Raw genomic sequence first — 16305 nt, 5'->3', positions numbered from 1 at the left:
TGCTGCTAGTGCCATTGTCAGCATCGCCGTGCATAAACACTTCCATTTTTTCATATAATTAATACTAATTTATAGCTTATTGATTCTCATTATCAATAATAAATTTCATTTTATTTAAATGATAATGATTGTCAGTAATCAATAACGATAAACAAACCTTTAAAACAAGATATTGTATTCTCAATTAATCTATGTTTTATTATCAACTGATTATCATTATCAAATAAAAATAATAAAGGAGAGCTGGAAATATGTTCACAGTTACAAACCGTATTTGTGTAAAAAAGGGCTTCGGTCACAAAATGGCACCCGCATTTATAGCTAGTAAATCATTATTAAATTGGGATGGCTTCAACAAAGTGGAAGTAAATGTTTGTACACAACCTGAAGATCACGATGAAATGAATATTATGAGCTACTGGGATACATTGGAGCAATTTGAATCTTGGAGAATTTCGGATGACTTCAAAGCGATACACAGCCGTCAAGCTAGCGGTAGCGGTGAGTCTCCTGTTATTTCAAATCGTGTCGTCATTTCTGAAATTGCTGGGGTGTTAGCTAAATAACAACCCTATCGAATCAACGCAAATAAAAAAGATGTTCAGAAATGGTGTGTACCAATTTCCGAACATCTTTTTAGTTTATCTCATGTTTTAAGTTTTTTGATGTAAATATAACTTTGCTAAAACAAATTGGTTCCCCCACTTAGCAGGTTTTCTAATGCTAGGTTAGACGCAAGTCATTTGTCAAATGTTGTATTCTGATATCTCTGTCATTCTTTACATCATTTTAGCAATTTGTAGTGTACGGTATAAAACTTTTGCCATTTGAGAGCGTGTTAATTGACCGTTTGGATCAAAGCGACCATCTGCTTTCCCACCGAAAATTCCTAATTCATTAGCAACTGCCGCATAATAACGTTCAGTTCCTGTCATTTGTTTAAAATCTTTGAACGCCACGGCTGAATAGTTAGGTTCAGTAATGGCAACTCCTGCATGCTCTAACATTCGAATGGACATTTGTGCCGCTTGCTTTCGTGTCACGATTTGATTTGGGTAAAAATTGCTGCCTGAATTGCTGTCTAAAATATTGGCTGCAATAAGTGATTCAATGGCATCTTCAAACCATTTCCCGCGAATGTCGCTATATGTAGCATGGTCCGATGTCGTTAAATCCATCGCGCGGCTAATCATCACTGCGTATTGTGCAATCGTTACGTTTGCTTTAGGCTTGTAATAATTTTCTTCTAAGCCCGATACAATTTTACGCTTTGCTAATTGCATAATTTCGTATTGGAGTGGTTCTTTGGCGATATCATAAAAGTGCGGCTCCACATTTTCAACGACATATTCATTTGATGTCTTTGTTTTAATCGTATGTTGCTGTGATGCACGTTTAAATGGCGCGGCCACAGTATCCCCGTTTTCTGCCACTTTTAAAATCGTATCGCTTGCGCTCAAGCCTTTGACAATAATATCGATATACGTTGAAAATTCAAGTTCCTTATCGTACATTGTTGCATTAAAATTTAATCCATAATCCTCATAATCGTCAATTGTTATCACGACTACGGCACTTTTATTTGATTCAGGAATGGCTGACTTTGGAATCGACAGCGTGATTGTATCAGACACTTTAATCGTAGTAGAGGAATGCTTTTTCATTTTTGCAACTGGCAAATAAACCGTGTAGGTAGTTCCACTTTCAATGACAGAAATCTCGTCTTTTGGGATATCCTCTTCATCTTCATTTTCATAGTCGGGATTCCAGCCATTTTCGATATTCTTTTGTACATCCTCGATATATTGCAGGTCGCGATAGTTCGAGATATAGCTTTTTTGGATGGTTGTTAGCCCGTTATATAAGGCGCGAACTTTCACAACATCCGCTCCATTTGATGAAGTCGTCAATTTGGATATAGCTGTAATAACCTGCTGTGCAATGGAACGATTATAATCTGCGCTATGGTATTGATTGTATTGCTCTATCTTTTTGTTTACTACTGTTTCGATTAGCTTACGATAGCTATAATCGAGCCTATTGTAGTCGCGTAACGCAGCTAAATAATTGTCCACATAGTTAGCATCCATTACATCGAGCGCATTGAAGCTATTTTCCACCTCTGTCATTTTAGCAATATTTGTATTATATGTAGTAAGCTGCTTCACATAGTATTGTGAAAGCCCCGCCTTTTGTGCTGCGGATAAGGCATCATAATAACGATTCGCTTCTTTTACATCACGTAAAAATGAAGATTTACTAATCGAAATCGAATTCATTTTTTTAATAAAGACATCTAAACTATTTTGTATATAATTACCATTAGAGTCTGTATTATTATAATAATTAAATAAGCGAGAAGAATTCGAAACATATTGGCGCTCATATTCTGACAGGCGATAATATGCATTGTACGCTTCTGTCAAATAGTAATTATATGTAGTGCTTGTCGGGTCGATTTTATCGATTAATTTGATAACTTCTTGAATTTGGGTCCAGTCATATGTATTGTTGGCAGACACATCATTACTTACAAATGTCACGGCAGCTGGAATTGCGGCTATTGATAGTAAAAATGCTGATTTTTTGTTATTCATGTCAATCAACCTTTCTAGAATTTCAATCGTAACAGTAGTGTAACATGAAATTAGCATTGGTTGTTTGATTTTCCTTATTTTATGTATATTTGATTCTCCACCATATGATGGGAGAGATTTATTTTCATAGAATGCGTTCTGCTACAATACGGGGAGCCAACACGATGTTGGTTACAAATTTCCAAGATAAATATAACTTTTATCTCACCAAAAAACCGAAGCTCACGATCAATCGTGGCTTCGGCTTTTAAGAAATTACTTAGATTCGTTATATGCGTTTAAGAATTCTTTTACTTTTGCTGCATCTGCTTCTAATTTAAGACCTGTGTCTACTAAAGGAGAAACTGTTGATACGGCTGGTTTTTTCTTTCCTTGGTAGTAGCTGATGAATTCATCTTGGTTGATTGAGTAAAGAACGGCTTTACGTAAATCAGCTGATTTTGAAGTTTCACGGCCAGTTGTGTTAAATAATAAGTAAGATACTGCGTTGCTGTCCGCTGTTTTCAATTGTAAATTTGAATCCCCTTCTACTACATCTGTTTTTGTTTCTGGCACTGATTGTAACACGTGGATTTCACCGTTACGTAATGCTGAAAGTGCACTGTCGTTGTCTTGGATGAAGCGAACTGAAATGTTATTAATTTTCGGTTCATTTTCAGTACCTACTTGGTAAGCAGGGTTTTTTACGAATTTTGCTTCATAGTCATTTTTCTTTACTAAAATGTATGGACCTGATGCTGCTAAATGATTGGCATACGTTGCGCCTTCTGTCACTGTTGATTGGTCACCGTAAGCGATATCCTTATTAGGATCATAGCTTGCTACGTCAAACGTATTGACTGCTGTTACGGCTGCTTCTGACACAATACCACCAGATTGATGCGCTAAATAGTTTAATACTTGTGGGAATGGTTTTGGCGTTGTTAGTTTTACCACTTGGTATTTCCCAGCTGCGTTATCTACTGCTTTTTCATCTGTTACGATTTCTGAAATCGCTGCAGGTAATTTATCAGAAAGCTCTTCTAACACAGATTTACCGTCAGCCGTTTTCACTGATTCTAATGCTGTAATATCTGATACGATTTCTACTGTATCAATGTTTTCGTGAATTGAATAAGTTCGGTGATCTGGTACCGATTCTTTATCCTTTGCACGGTTTAATGAAAACACGACATCCTCTGCCGATACTAAATCACCCGTATCTACTGCTTTTTCACCTTCTACTTTTGCAAAGTTGATGTCATCTCGTAATACAAAATAGTATTCTTCGTTATTTTCAGCAGCTACATGATCATATGATAATGAACCCTCTGAAACAACTTCATCTGTATCTGATAAATTTACTAATCGTACATACATATTTGTATTTAATGTGTTTATCGAGCCGTCGTTTCCTTTTACAGGGTCAAGTGAAGTTAATGATGCTAACGCTTGGTGTAAATTTAACGTCTCACTATCATTTTTCCCTTCATCATTGAATGAGATTGTTTCCCAAGCTTGTGCGCGTGATTTCGGTAAACGCACTGTATCTGGATTTACTTCTGCTTTGTATATCCCTTGGAATTTTTGAGATATATATAATGGTGCGATATAAGCATTGTCGAATACTAACGCTTGTTCTAGCTCTTTATACTTTTCTTTTGCTTCGTCACCTGTTAATGTACTTGCTTCATCAATTAATTTATCAACCGTTTCATCTGAAGTATTGCTATAGTCGCCACCTGTTTTAAATAAACCACGTACTGCATAGTCAGGGTTACCTGTTACTGTAGTCCAACCTGATATCGAAACATCAAAATTTCCGGCATCTTGTTGAGCTTTGAACGAGCCATAATCTGGTTGAATGTTTAATTTAACATCAAAGCCATTCTTCACTAATTGGTCACGTACAATGTTCATATCTTGCTCTGAAGAAGCCATCCCTAGTAATTCAATTGATGGTTTTGCGCTTGCTGTTTCCGTTGTATTGCCATCATTTTCTTTTACATCCGATTTTGTTTCTACACAACCTGCTAATGCCACCGCTGCAACTGTTGCAGTTGAAGCTAACGTAAATAATTTCTTGTTCATAAGTAAATTCCTCCAAAAAGTTAATTAGATTTCGGGTCAAGTGCATCACGCAAGCCATCACCGAAAAAGTTAAATGATAAAACAAGTAGCATAATACATAACCCTGGGAAAATGGCTAAATAAGATTGTGACTCAAGGTATGTGCTACCGACTTTTAAAATATTGCCCCACTCTGGAATATGAGGTTCAATCCCAAGCCCAAGGAAACTTAAACTACTTGTAGAAATAACAGCGCCACCAATAGTTAATGTTGCTTTAACAATCATTGGAGCAAGTGCATTCGGAACAATATGCTTGAATATGATCGCACCGTCACTTGCACCTAAAGCACGAGCAGATTCTACAAATTCATAGTTGGAAATTTGCATGACGTTTGCACGCATCGTCCTTGCATAAGTCGGGATTGCGCCGACACTTAATGCGATGATTAAGTTCGTTGTATTCGCACCAAATGCTGCAATAATCGCAATGGCTAATAAAATACCAGGAATCGCATATAAAATATCCAATGCGCGCATAATGATATTGTCCGTATTTTTTCCATAATACCCCGAAATTGCACCAAGCGCGCCACCAATTAAGGCGGGAATGACTGTGGCACAAAAACCAACAATTAGTGAAATTTGCGCCCCGAACACAATCCTTGAAAACAAGTCACGCCCGAAGTTATCTGTACCTAATGGAAATTCCAATGTCGGCGTTAATAATAGCGCACTGTAGTTATTTTCCACTGCAAAATCATAGTCAAAAGTCCAGCGGCTAATAACGGATAAGCTAAACATAAAGACAATGAAAAATAAGCCGAATAATGCCATCGTATTGCGCAAAATTTTATCCCACATTTTTTGCCATTTTTCAACGGCAGATGGATCCGCATTGCGTGCCTTGCGAATTAATGTAATGCCCGCCAGTAGGGAGAAGAAATTTCCCGTAATAACTGGGATAAGTAGCACAACCCCAAGCCAAAACATCCATTTAGGTGCAGTTATTGGTGTCACTTGGCGTGCAACTAAAATCGCTACGACTAAAAACACCACCGCTAGCGCAATAAACGCCCCCATCGCCACTAAAAACGTATCAACAACATACGGTTTAAAAATATTTAAACTTGAAATCAATAATAGAAAAATTTGTGTATTAAATGCATAAACGATAAATGTATATTCCACTGTTTTATTTTTCGTTGCGAGCATAAAGCCAAAGCCTGCCGCAAACACATTACCTACGAGAATCGTTAAAATTAGTGGGATTCCTAACAATCTAGTTCGCTTCGAAATTTCACTATGAGCAGCCAAATCCTTCTTTATCAATAATGCTAGAATGGCGACATAAAGCGTTGTTACTCCATATATGGCGAAAAATATTAACACAATTGGTCGCCAATTTTGTTCATTAAAATTAAAACTATAAAGTAAAAACAACATTGAAAAAATCGCCGAAAAAGCAATGGTAAACTGTGCATTTACATATTCTTGTGTGATTTTCAATAGCAGTTTTACATCAGAAATGAATTTCACCTATTACCCTCTCCTATGACTTCTTCATTTTTGAACGAATACGTGGATCAAAGAATGCGTATAAAATATCTATAAGCATATTGACGATTGAAATAGTAATTGCAATGTAAACAACCCCACCTAAAATAGCAGGAATATCAGGAATGAATTGCTTATCTACTATATAACTACCAAGACCGCTAATATTAAATACCTTTTCTGTTACAGACGCTCCGCCTAGCATCCCACCGAATAATAAACCAATTACCGTAATAATCGGAATCATCGCATTGCGAATCGCATGTTTGGTTATGACTTTACGCCCTGACAATCCTTTTGCCTTTGCAGTAATAATATAATCTTCATGAATTACTTCCAGCATACTCGAACGTGTCATACGTGCAATGGAAGCTGTAATTGAAGTTCCTAGTACGACAATCGGTAAAACGAGCGACATCCAGTTGTTTGGATTGTAAGTAGCTGGAAACCATTTTAGTTCTAAACTGAACGTTAAAATGAAAATTAACCCTTGCCAGAAGCTTGGAATCGAAAGACCGATTAATGCAATCAACATAAATACATAGTCTACAAATGAATTGGGACGTACCGCTGAAATAATCCCTACTGGTATCGCAATTGCTACCGCCATTAATAACGAGAATAGCGCGATTTCCAACGTTACCGGGAATTTATTTAAAATACTCTGCGTTACATCTTCTTTCCCAGCAAATGATGTTCCTAAATCAAACGTAAATAATCCAGACAATGAATGCCATAGCTGTACCAAATACGGTTGATCTAAGCCATATAATCGATTAAAGTTGGCAACTTGCTCTGCCGTTGCCTCTGCTCCGAGTAAGTTACGAGCAGGATCGAATGGCGAAATGTACAAAATCGTAAAAACAAGTGTCGCAACCCCTAAAATTACGAAAATACTTTGAAGGATTCTTTCAAAGATAAATCGAATAAATGGATTACTAGAAATAAAAAGTAGTACATACATGAATATTCCAGGTATAAAACTAATGAATAAAAACTGTGGTTTTTTTAATAGTTGCCCAAAATAATAACTATACGTATTTTGCTCTATCCCCTGTGCTGCAAGCTCTTTAGCTATCACTCGTTCTAATTTTTGCAGCGTTAGTTGCTGTGCTTGCATCTTGATTTTTTTGTCATCAATTGTCTGCTTAAAAAATGTGGCTTTCGCTCGCTCTTGTATTTCATATTCATTTGTCCATCTAAGTACATGGCCATCATCAACTAGTTGCTTTTCGATTTCCACAGTTTTGTTACTGTTTTTCGTTTTCATACCGCCACTTATATATAGAAGATATGTGACAATATGCACGATGAAGCCTAATAAAATATAGGCAACGAAATAGCTTTTATGTGAAGCGTTTTTTTCAAAGCTATCATGCAAGATCTGCCCTACTTTCACCTGTGCAACCCCTTTCTACTATTCTTATGTACATGATACGGAATAGTTCAAAACTTTATATTGCATAATTCCTACCTGTTTAGTACAGTATGTATTAGTAACAACGTTTCGTCAATATCAAATATTCAAAATTTTTTAAAGGATGAGTAAAAAATGAGTGAAAAACTGCTAAACGTAAAGGACTTACGTGTTTCTTTTATTACGAATGAGTCAGAATTTGAAGCTGTAAAAGGTGTAAGCTTTCATGTGAATGCTGGCGAAACAGTCGGCATTGTAGGCGAATCAGGAAGTGGTAAAAGTGTAACTGCGCGTTCGATTATGCGATTATTACCTTCCCCGCCTTCGTATTTGAAATCAGGTACAATTGAATTTCAAGGAAAAAATCTCGTACAGCAAAGCGAAAAGCAAATGGAAGCGATTCGCGGAAAAGATATTAGTATGATTTTCCAAGATCCGATGACTTCAACGAACCCAACGATCCGTATCGGTGAACAGATTGCAGAAGGCTTGATTAAGCACCAAGGATTGTCGAAAAAAGAAGCACATACCAAAACAATTGAGCTATTAAAATTAGTCGGAATTAAAAATAGTGAAGAACGATATAATCAATATCCACATGAATTTAGTGGTGGTATGCGACAGCGCGTAATGATTGCCATGGCACTTGCTTGTAATCCTTCCCTACTCATAGCTGACGAACCAACAACTGCACTCGATGTTACGATTCAAGCGCAAATTCTTTCATTAATGAAGCAAATGCAGCAACGTCTTGGGACATCAATCATTTTAATTACCCATGATTTAGGTGTTGTAGCAGGTATGTGTGACCGCGTTATTGTTATGAAGGAGGGCGAAGTGGTCGAGCAAGGGACAACGGAAGACATTTTCGAAAATCCTCAACATGAATATACAAAACGCTTACTGAACGCACTACCAAAACTGCATGAAAAGAAAGAACCAAAAGTGATGCCGAATTTAGCACCGGAGCTTGATATTAATGTACCGCTTGTTGAAGTAAAGCATATTTCAAAGCATTTCGAACTAGCGAAAGGCAATGTCTTAAAAGCGGTTGACGATTTATCGTTTCAAATTTATCCAGGTGAAACTTTAGGTCTCGTTGGAGAATCCGGTTCTGGTAAATCAACTACGGGTCGTACGCTTCTTCAATTACATGAGCCAACAGATGGTGAAGTGTTATATAAAGGGGTTCCTGTAAGCCGCTTAACGAAAAAAGAATTAAAATGCATGCGTCGTCATATGCAAATTATTTTCCAAGACCCTTATTCGTCATTAAACCCACGTAAAAAGGTGCTTGATATAATTGGCGAGGCGTTAGATTTACACAAGCTAACAACATCAAAGGAACAGCGCCGCGCACGTGTAGAGGAATTGCTCGAACTTGTTGGCTTGAATAAAGAACATGCTCTACGTTACCCACACGAATTTAGTGGTGGTCAGCGTCAGCGAATTGGCATTGCACGTGCACTGGCAGTTGAGCCTCAATTTATCGTATGTGATGAGCCATTATCTGCACTTGATGTATCGATTCAGAAGCAAGTTGTCGATTTACTTAAAGATTTGCAGCAACGCCTTGGATTGACCTACTTATTTATTGCGCATGATTTATCGATGGTTAAACATATTAGTGACCGTGTAGCTGTGATGTATGGTGGTAAAATTGTGGAGCTAGCAGAAAGCGAAGAATTATATGCGAATCCACAGCATCCTTATACAAAAATGCTGTTAAATTCAATCCCAATTCCAGACCCAGCAATCGAAAAACAAAAAAAACGTGAAGTTATGACTGAAGAACAGTTATTGTCCAATCGTTTTGATGTAGAGAATACGAAGCTTGTTGAGGTTTCTGACGGGCATTGGGTAGCGATTTAATACAGGAAGATTCTCGGCAAATGTTGCGCCGAGAATCTTTTTTTGATAGTTTCATTTCATTAATAGCGACATTCATTTAAAGCATTTTTCGATTTTGAATGGGCAAGGCATCATTGTTTTCTCCTTATACACTGCAAGAGCAGCTAGGGGAAAAATGGATGTTCCTTCCACATAAATCACGGACATTAAAAAGCCCCATGACCTAAACAAATGGTATGTTTAGGTCGCGGGGCGTTGAGCGTGTAATAAATGCCGTTTTTCTATCACTTACTTTGCTTTTAACAGCTGATATGCATTAATGTTAATCGATGTTTCAGGGCTAATACCATCCATAATTTCTACTACGTCTTTTAACAAAGGCGTTAAATTAGACTCAATAAATTCCTTCTTAATAACATCCGTTGTTTCATACTCAGCGTTATCTAATCGTTGTAACAGCTCATCGCACATTAAATCAATTACACTTTCTTCACGATATGTATTCGTATCATTCAATGAAAGTTTTGCGCGTAAATCTATGTACTGATGCCAATAATCCTGCAAATTCAATACAGATTTCGTTTGATAGGCATGACGAACATTCGGATTATTCGTATTATAGTTGGCAAGCTTTAATAGTCGATTCATTTTGTACTCAAGAGTGGATTGATGCTCTAACTCCCGTCTCCGCTCTTCTTGCTCAATCTTTTGCAATTGTCGTTCTTTCTTAAACTTTAGCAACCATTTCACAAAGTAAAATGCAGCTATGGCGCCTACGATATACAGCCAATAACTCATAATAAAGCCAATAATCAGTAAGACCACAAAAATAATCCCTATAATGCCCCAAAAACTTTTCACGAAAACACCCCTAATCTAAACTTTACAATTATGTAAAATTATACCACTTATCTTTATAAGCAACAATATTATCTCGTACCAATTTATGTAAAAATAAAATAGACTAGGTTGAAAGCCTGTGCTTTTAACCTAGTCTAAACATTTAATATGCTACACGATTTTTCTCGTATGCTGCGATTTGCTCTTCGTATTTGAATGTTAACGAAATTTCATCCCAGCCATTTAGTAACATTTCTTTATAATACGGGTCAATTGTAAATGTATACATTTTACCGTAGCCAGTTGTTACTGTTTGTGCTTCAAGGTTGACTTCGATTGCTTGTGCTTCTGCGATCCCTTTTTCAAGTAATTCGTCACACTCTGCTTCCATTAATTTGATCGGTAAAATCCCGTTTTTGAAGCAGTTATTGTGGAAAATATCCGCAAAGCTTGGTGCAATAACGACACGGAAACCATAATCTAAAATAGCCCATGGTGCGTGCTCACGTGATGAACCACAGCCGAAATTATCTTGCGCAACTAAAATTTCTGCACCTTTGTATGCTGGTTTGTTTAATACGAAGTCCTCGATTGGATTGTCGTTCGCATCAAAACGCCAGTGAAAAAATACGAATTGACCGAAGCCTGTACGCTCAATACGTTTTAAAAATTCTTTTGAAATAATTTGGTCTGTATCAACATTTTTGCGATCTAGCGGCGCATAAATGCTGTTCACGATATTAATCGGTTTCATACAATCTCTCCTTACGCCTCTTGCTTTTGTAGTTGACGAACGTCTACGAAACGACCGTGAATAGCCGCAGCTGCAGCCATTGCTGGTGACACTAAGTGCGTACGAGCACCCGCGCCTTGACGTCCTTCAAAATTACGATTTGATGTTGATGCACAGCGCTCACCATAAGGAATTACGTCTTCGTTCATCCCTAAGCATGCCGAGCAGCCTGATTCGCGCCATTCAAAACCTGCATCTATGAATATTTGGTGTAAGCCTTCTTCTTCTGCTTGTTTTTTAGTTGACCAAGATCCTGGAACAACAATGCCCGTCACGCCTGGTGCTAGTTTTTCACCATTGACGATTTCGGCTGCTGCGCGTAAGTCGTTAATGCGTGAGTTTGTACAAGAGCCAATAAACACGTGCTGAATCTCGATATCGGTAATTTTTTGACCTGCTTGTAAATCCATATAGGCAAGTGCTTTATCTAAAGCTGCTTTGTCTGTTTCATTATCATAATCGCTCGCTGTAGGTACCGTTTTTGATACGCCAACGCCCATTGCTGGGTTTGTACCCCAAGTTACGATTGGTTCGATTTCATCCGCTTCGATTTCAAGGACAACATCATATGTTGCATCTGCATCTGAAGCTAGGCTTAACCAGTATTTTGTCGCTTCTTCAAACGTTTCGCCTTGTGGAGCATGACGACGACCACGTAGGAATTCTACTGTTGTTTCGTCTGGTGAAATTAAACCAGCTTTTGCACCTGCTTCGATTGACATATTACAAATTGTCATACGTTCTTCCATTGATAGTTTGCGAATTGCTTCCCCAGTGTACTCGACAATATGCCCTGTACCAACGCCGATGCCCCATTTCGCAATAATTGCTAAAATGATATCCTTTGCTGTTACGCCAACACCTAGCTCTCCGTTAACACGGATTTCCATTGTTGGTGGCTTTAATTGCCATAATGTTTGTGTTGAAAGTACGTGCTCAACCTCTGAAGTACCAATACCGAATGCGATAGCACCGAATGCGCCGTGCGTTGCTGTATGTGAATCACCACAAACAATTGTTTTACCAGGTTGCGTAAGCCCTAGCTCTGGCCCAATAACGTGTACTATTCCTTGATCTGGGTGACCGATATCTGCAAGTTCAACTCCGAACTCTTTTGCGTTTTCAGCAAGTGTCATAATTTGCTTTTTCGCAATTGGATCGTTAATTGTTGGTAGGTTTTTTGTTGGTACATTGTGGTCCATTGTAGCAAAGCATAGGTCTGTGCGACGTACTTTACGGCCAGCTAAGCGTAGTCCCTCGAACGCTTGCGGGCTTGTTACTTCATGAATTAAGTGTAAATCAATGTACAGTAAATCTGGCTTGCCATCTTCACGATGTACGACATGTTGTTCCCACACTTTTTCAATTATATTTTTCCCCATAGTTTTCACCGTTCCTTAGTTATATGAAATCATAATGCTATCTGAAACGAAGCTTGCGTCGATTTCATTTAGTACTTTTTCTGTCCATTCATTTGTAGAAAGTGAACGTGTATGTTCTTGTGCTAAGTCGGCTGTATAGTAGCCATCATCGAATACTGCGGCAACTGCACGTTCGATTTCTGCTGCTTCATCTTTTAAGCCAAATGAATATTGTAATAACATTGCCACTGAAAGAATCGTAGCAGCTGGGTTTGCGACACCTTGGCCTGCGATTTCTGGTGCTGAACCATGTACTGGCTCATAAAGACCAAAGTTATCGCCGCGAATTGAAGCAGAAGGTAATACACCTAAAGAACCCGTAATAACAGAAGCTTCGTCACTTAAAATGTCGCCGAATAAATTTTCTGTCACAACGACATCATAGTGACCAGGATTTGTGATCAGCTTCATTGCTACTGAATCCACTAAATTATGTTCTGTTTCTACATCTGGGTACTGCTTTTTCTTTTCTTCAACAATCTCACGCCATAAACGTGAAGTATCAAGTACGTTTGCTTTGTCTACCGAGCAAAGTTTGCCGCGACGTAAGCGAGCTAATTCGAAAGCATTTTCTACAATTCGCTCGATTTCTTCACGGGAATACACACATGTATCAATAGCACCTGCATCTGTTTTTTTACGTGGCTCTCCAAAGTAAAGCCCTCCTGTTAATTCGCGGACGATCATTAAGTCAACATTTTCCGCAACTTCACGTTTTAATGGAGAAGACGCAAGTAAACTTGGGAATGCTTTTACAGGACGTAAATTGGCAAACAAATCAAAGTGCTTACGAATTTTTAACAAACCTTTTTCTGGGCGCAATTCTGGTGGATTGTTATCCCATTTTGGACCTCCAACAGCGCCTAATAAAATCGCATCGCTCGCTTCACATTTTGCAATTGTTTCATCTGGAAGTGGGTTGTTATATTGATCAATTGCTGCACCACCAATTGCCGCATAGTCTAAATGAAACGTATGATTAAAACGCTTCCCGATTACTTGTAATACTTTTACTGCACTTGCAACAACTTCTGGACCAATGCCATCACCTGGTAGTACTGTAATTTTCTTTTCCATTTGAAAAACACCTTTCTTTCGACGTGAAATTACTTGTAGTAGAAACGCCACCAAGTTGATGGCGCTCGTTTTGTATCAAAAATAATGGGCACTTACTTAAATTTTACCAATTAGTTCATCACAGCTTGTTCCTCGCGAACGCGCTGTTGGATTAATTGACGATTGATTGCATTTAGGTAGGCTTTGGCTGACGCTTCTAGTACGTCTTGTGCTGAGTCGCGGCCTGTTGATGTGAATCCATTATATTTTAAGTTAACAACAGCTTCACCAAGTGCGTCGCGGCCTTTGCCTACTGATTTTACGCGGTAATCTAAAATGTTCACTGTACCGTTTACTAATTGCTCTAATGTGTTGAAGATTGCTTCTACTGAACCAGAGCCTGTAGCAGCAAGTGTTTTTACTTCTCCCTCAGGCGTTACAACGGATGCTGTCGCTGTTGGGATATTTTCAGTACCGTATTGAACTTGCACTGATTTTAACTCGAATAGTGGCACGTTTTCGATTGACACTTGTTGTTCGGTTAAAATCGTTGTCAAATCTTCTTCGGTTACTTCTTTTTTGCGATCCGCTAATTTTTTGAACTCGGCGAATGCTTTGTTTAGTTTTTCGTCTGATAACTGGAAGCCCATTGTTTCCGCACGATCACGGAATGCAGCACGACCAGAGTGCTTCCCTAAAACTAATGGCACTTCGTCTTCACCTACAAGTGCTGGTGAGATGATTTCGTATGTTTCAGGATTTTTCAGAACGCCATCTTGGTGAATGCCTGATTCATGTGCAAATGCATTTTTACCTACAACCGCTTTGTTCGGTTGAATGACTACATTCGTTAAACGGCTTACCAATTGTGATGTACGTTTAATTTCTTTTAAGTTCAAACCTGTTTCGACACCATAGAAGTCTTTACGGATATGAAGTGCAACACCGATTTCTTCTAATGCGGCGTTTCCGGCACGTTCACCGATACCGTTAATTGTACATTCTACTTGGTCTGCACCGTTTTGTACGGCTGCAATCGAGTTCGCTACCGCCATCCCTAAATCGTCATGGCAGTGAGCTGAGAACTTAATGTTTTCAGAACCGATCACATTTTCACGTAGGTAACGGAATAATGCACCGTATTCTTCAGGGGACGCATAACCAACTGTATCTGGAATGTTGATTGTTGTTGCTCCTGCTTTAATAACTTCTTGGCAAATACGTACTAAAAATTCCTTGTCAGAACGGAATGCATCCTCTGCAGAAAATTCCACTAATGAGAATTTTTCTTTTGCATATTTTACTGCTGCAACTGCCTGTTCTACGACTTCATCTGGATTTTTCTTTAGTTTGTATTCCATGTGGATTGGGCTTGTAGCAATAAATGTGTGGACATGTGGTTGCTCCGCATGTTTAATCGCTTCCCAAACTGCATCGATATCACCTTTAACTGCACGTGCTAAGCCTGTCACGATTGAGTTTTTCACCGTTTTGGCAATTAAAGATACCGCCTCTAAATCACCAGGAGATGAGGCAGGGAATCCCGCCTCAATAATTGTGACACCTAAACGCTCTATTTGCTTTGCGATTTCTAGCTTTTCTGCTGTATTTAAATTAATACCAGCCGATTGCTCCCCATCGCGCAATGTTGTATCAAAAATGTCAATTTTTCGCATATTATTTCACTGTTACCTTTTGTTTTCCTTGGTTAATGAATGGCATCATCGCACGTAATTTTTCGCCTACTTCTTCGATTTGGTGGTTTGCACCAGCTTCTTTGAATTTTGTGTACTCTGGGCGACCTGTTTCGTTTTCTTCGATCCAACGTTTCGCGAATGTACCGTCTTGGATGTCTGTTAATACGTCTTTCATACGAGCTTTTACTGAAGCATCGATGATACGTGGACCTGATACATAGTCTCCCCACTCAGCTGTATCTGAGATGGAGTAACGCATAGTAGCCATACCACCTTCGAACATTAAGTCAACGATTAACTTAAGCTCGTGTAATGTTTCGAAGTAAGCTAATTCTGGTTGATAGCCTGCTTCTACTAATGTCTCGAAACCTGCTTTTACTAATTCTGTTGTACCACCGCAAAGTACTGCTTGCTCACCGAATAGGTCAGTTACTGTTTCTTCAGCGAAAGTAGTTTCAAGTAATCCACCACGAGCTGATCCGATTCCTTTACCGTAAGCAAGTGCTAAATCACGAGCTTGACCAGTAGCATCTTGATGAATTGCGAATAAACCAGGAACGCCTGCACCTTCAGTGAATTGGCGACGAACTAAGTGACCAGGACCTTTTGGCGCAACTAGGAATACGTCAACGTCTGCTGGTGGTTGGATTTGATCAAAGTGCACATTAAATCCATGTGCGAACATTAATGCTTTACCAGCTGTTAAGTGTGGCGCGATTTCTGCTTCGTATACTGCTTTTTGGCGCTCGTCTGGAAGTAAGATTTGGATAACATCTGCTTCAGCTGCTGCCTCTGCTACTGTTTTCACTTCAACACCGTCTTCTTTTGCTTGGTCAAATGATTTACCTGGGCGTACACCTACTACTACGTTAAAGCCTGATTCTTTTAAGTTAAGCGCATGAGCATGGCCTTGAGAACCGTAACCGATGATTGCAATTTTTTTACCTTGTAGTGCTTGTTCGTTGATTTCGTTTTCATAATACATTTTTGACATTTTCATTTCCTCCAATAAGTAAAGTAATTTATTT

General features: G+C 38.6%; 12 protein-coding genes. 2 read left to right on the top strand and 10 right to left on the bottom strand.

Going from position 1 to position 16305, the window contains the following annotated elements:
* The first annotated feature begins 251 nt into the window (after positions 1 to 251).
* Positions 252 to 566 (top strand): antibiotic biosynthesis monooxygenase, encoded by a 315-nt coding sequence (locus tag LZ480_RS11715; RefSeq protein ID WP_241369629.1) that lies wholly within the window; start codon positions 252 to 254, stop codon positions 564 to 566.
* A gap of 213 nt (positions 567 to 779) precedes the next feature.
* Here the strand turns inward: LZ480_RS11715 and LZ480_RS11710 are convergent, their stop codons facing one another.
* The 4 genes from LZ480_RS11710 to LZ480_RS11695 form a co-directional block, all read right to left on the bottom strand.
* Positions 780 to 2597: an S-layer homology domain-containing protein gene (locus LZ480_RS11710; protein ID WP_241369628.1), complete on the bottom strand. Its 1818-nt coding sequence runs from the start codon at positions 2595 to 2597 to the stop codon at positions 780 to 782.
* A 255-nt stretch (positions 2598 to 2852) separates the two neighbouring features.
* Positions 2853 to 4667: an ABC transporter substrate-binding protein gene (locus LZ480_RS11705; RefSeq protein ID WP_241369627.1), complete on the bottom strand. Its 1815-nt coding sequence runs from the start codon at positions 4665 to 4667 to the stop codon at positions 2853 to 2855.
* A 20-nt stretch (positions 4668 to 4687) separates the two neighbouring features.
* Positions 4688 to 6184 carry an ABC transporter permease gene (locus tag LZ480_RS11700; protein WP_241369626.1) on the bottom strand — a complete coding sequence of 499 codons (1497 nt, stop codon included), beginning with the start codon at positions 6182 to 6184 and terminating at the stop codon, positions 4688 to 4690.
* Positions 6185 to 6197: 13 nt separating this feature from the next.
* Positions 6198 to 7601, bottom strand: coding sequence for an ABC transporter permease (locus LZ480_RS11695; protein ID WP_241369625.1), 1404 nt, complete (start codon positions 7599 to 7601; stop codon positions 6198 to 6200).
* A gap of 153 nt (positions 7602 to 7754) precedes the next feature.
* Here LZ480_RS11695 and LZ480_RS11690 point away from each other — a divergent pair, with 153 nt between their 5' ends.
* Positions 7755 to 9491: an ABC transporter ATP-binding protein gene (locus tag LZ480_RS11690; RefSeq protein ID WP_241369624.1), complete on the top strand. Its 1737-nt coding sequence runs from the start codon at positions 7755 to 7757 to the stop codon at positions 9489 to 9491.
* Between the two features lie 267 nt (positions 9492 to 9758).
* On the opposite strand, the gene LZ480_RS11685 is transcribed toward LZ480_RS11690, so the two are convergent.
* From LZ480_RS11685 to ilvC, 6 genes are all read right to left on the bottom strand, one after another.
* Complete coding sequence (locus LZ480_RS11685; protein WP_241369623.1) at positions 9759 to 10331, bottom strand: ABC transporter substrate-binding protein; 573 nt, start codon at positions 10329 to 10331, stop codon at positions 9759 to 9761.
* A gap of 142 nt (positions 10332 to 10473) precedes the next feature.
* Positions 10474 to 11064, bottom strand: coding sequence for a 3-isopropylmalate dehydratase small subunit (gene leuD / locus LZ480_RS11680; protein WP_241369622.1), 591 nt, complete (start codon positions 11062 to 11064; stop codon positions 10474 to 10476).
* An 11-nt stretch (positions 11065 to 11075) separates the two neighbouring features.
* Complete coding sequence (gene leuC, locus LZ480_RS11675; protein WP_241369621.1) at positions 11076 to 12485, bottom strand: 3-isopropylmalate dehydratase large subunit; 1410 nt, start codon at positions 12483 to 12485, stop codon at positions 11076 to 11078.
* 15 nt (positions 12486 to 12500) lie between these two features.
* Positions 12501 to 13601 carry a 3-isopropylmalate dehydrogenase gene (leuB, locus tag LZ480_RS11670; protein WP_241369620.1) on the bottom strand — a complete coding sequence of 367 codons (1101 nt, stop codon included), beginning with the start codon at positions 13599 to 13601 and terminating at the stop codon, positions 12501 to 12503.
* Positions 13602 to 13711: 110 nt separating this feature from the next.
* Positions 13712 to 15256: a 2-isopropylmalate synthase gene (locus LZ480_RS11665; protein ID WP_241369619.1), complete on the bottom strand. Its 1545-nt coding sequence runs from the start codon at positions 15254 to 15256 to the stop codon at positions 13712 to 13714.
* A gap of 1 nt (position 15257) precedes the next feature.
* Complete coding sequence (gene ilvC, locus LZ480_RS11660; protein WP_241369618.1) at positions 15258 to 16271, bottom strand: ketol-acid reductoisomerase; 1014 nt, start codon at positions 16269 to 16271, stop codon at positions 15258 to 15260.
* Between the last annotated feature and the right edge of the window lie 34 nt (positions 16272 to 16305).

It is taken from the genome of Solibacillus palustris (assembly GCF_022549215.1).
GTDB lineage: Bacteria > Bacillota > Bacilli > Bacillales_A > Planococcaceae > Solibacillus > Solibacillus daqui.
The sequence above is the reverse complement of the archived record's forward strand: the minus strand, read 5'-3'. Positions and strand labels throughout refer to the sequence as shown.

Coding starts and splice junctions, on each gene's coding strand:
- LZ480_RS11705 (WP_241369627.1), bottom strand. CDS start 4,667: ATGAACAAGAAATTATTTACGTTAGCTTCAACTGCAACAGTTGCAGCG.
- LZ480_RS11665 (WP_241369619.1), bottom strand. CDS start 15,256: ATGCGAAAAATTGACATTTTTGATACAACATTGCGCGATGGGGAGCAA.
- LZ480_RS11715 (WP_241369629.1), top strand. CDS start 252: ATGTTCACAGTTACAAACCGTATTTGTGTAAAAAAGGGCTTCGGTCAC.
- LZ480_RS11710 (WP_241369628.1), bottom strand. CDS start 2,597: ATGAATAACAAAAAATCAGCATTTTTACTATCAATAGCCGCAATTCCA.
- leuC (WP_241369621.1), bottom strand. CDS start 12,485: ATGGGGAAAAATATAATTGAAAAAGTGTGGGAACAACATGTCGTACAT.
- leuD (WP_241369622.1), bottom strand. CDS start 11,064: ATGAAACCGATTAATATCGTGAACAGCATTTATGCGCCGCTAGATCGC.
- leuB (WP_241369620.1), bottom strand. CDS start 13,601: ATGGAAAAGAAAATTACAGTACTACCAGGTGATGGCATTGGTCCAGAA.
- LZ480_RS11690 (WP_241369624.1), top strand. CDS start 7,755: ATGAGTGAAAAACTGCTAAACGTAAAGGACTTACGTGTTTCTTTTATT.
- ilvC (WP_241369618.1), bottom strand. CDS start 16,271: ATGTCAAAAATGTATTATGAAAACGAAATCAACGAACAAGCACTACAA.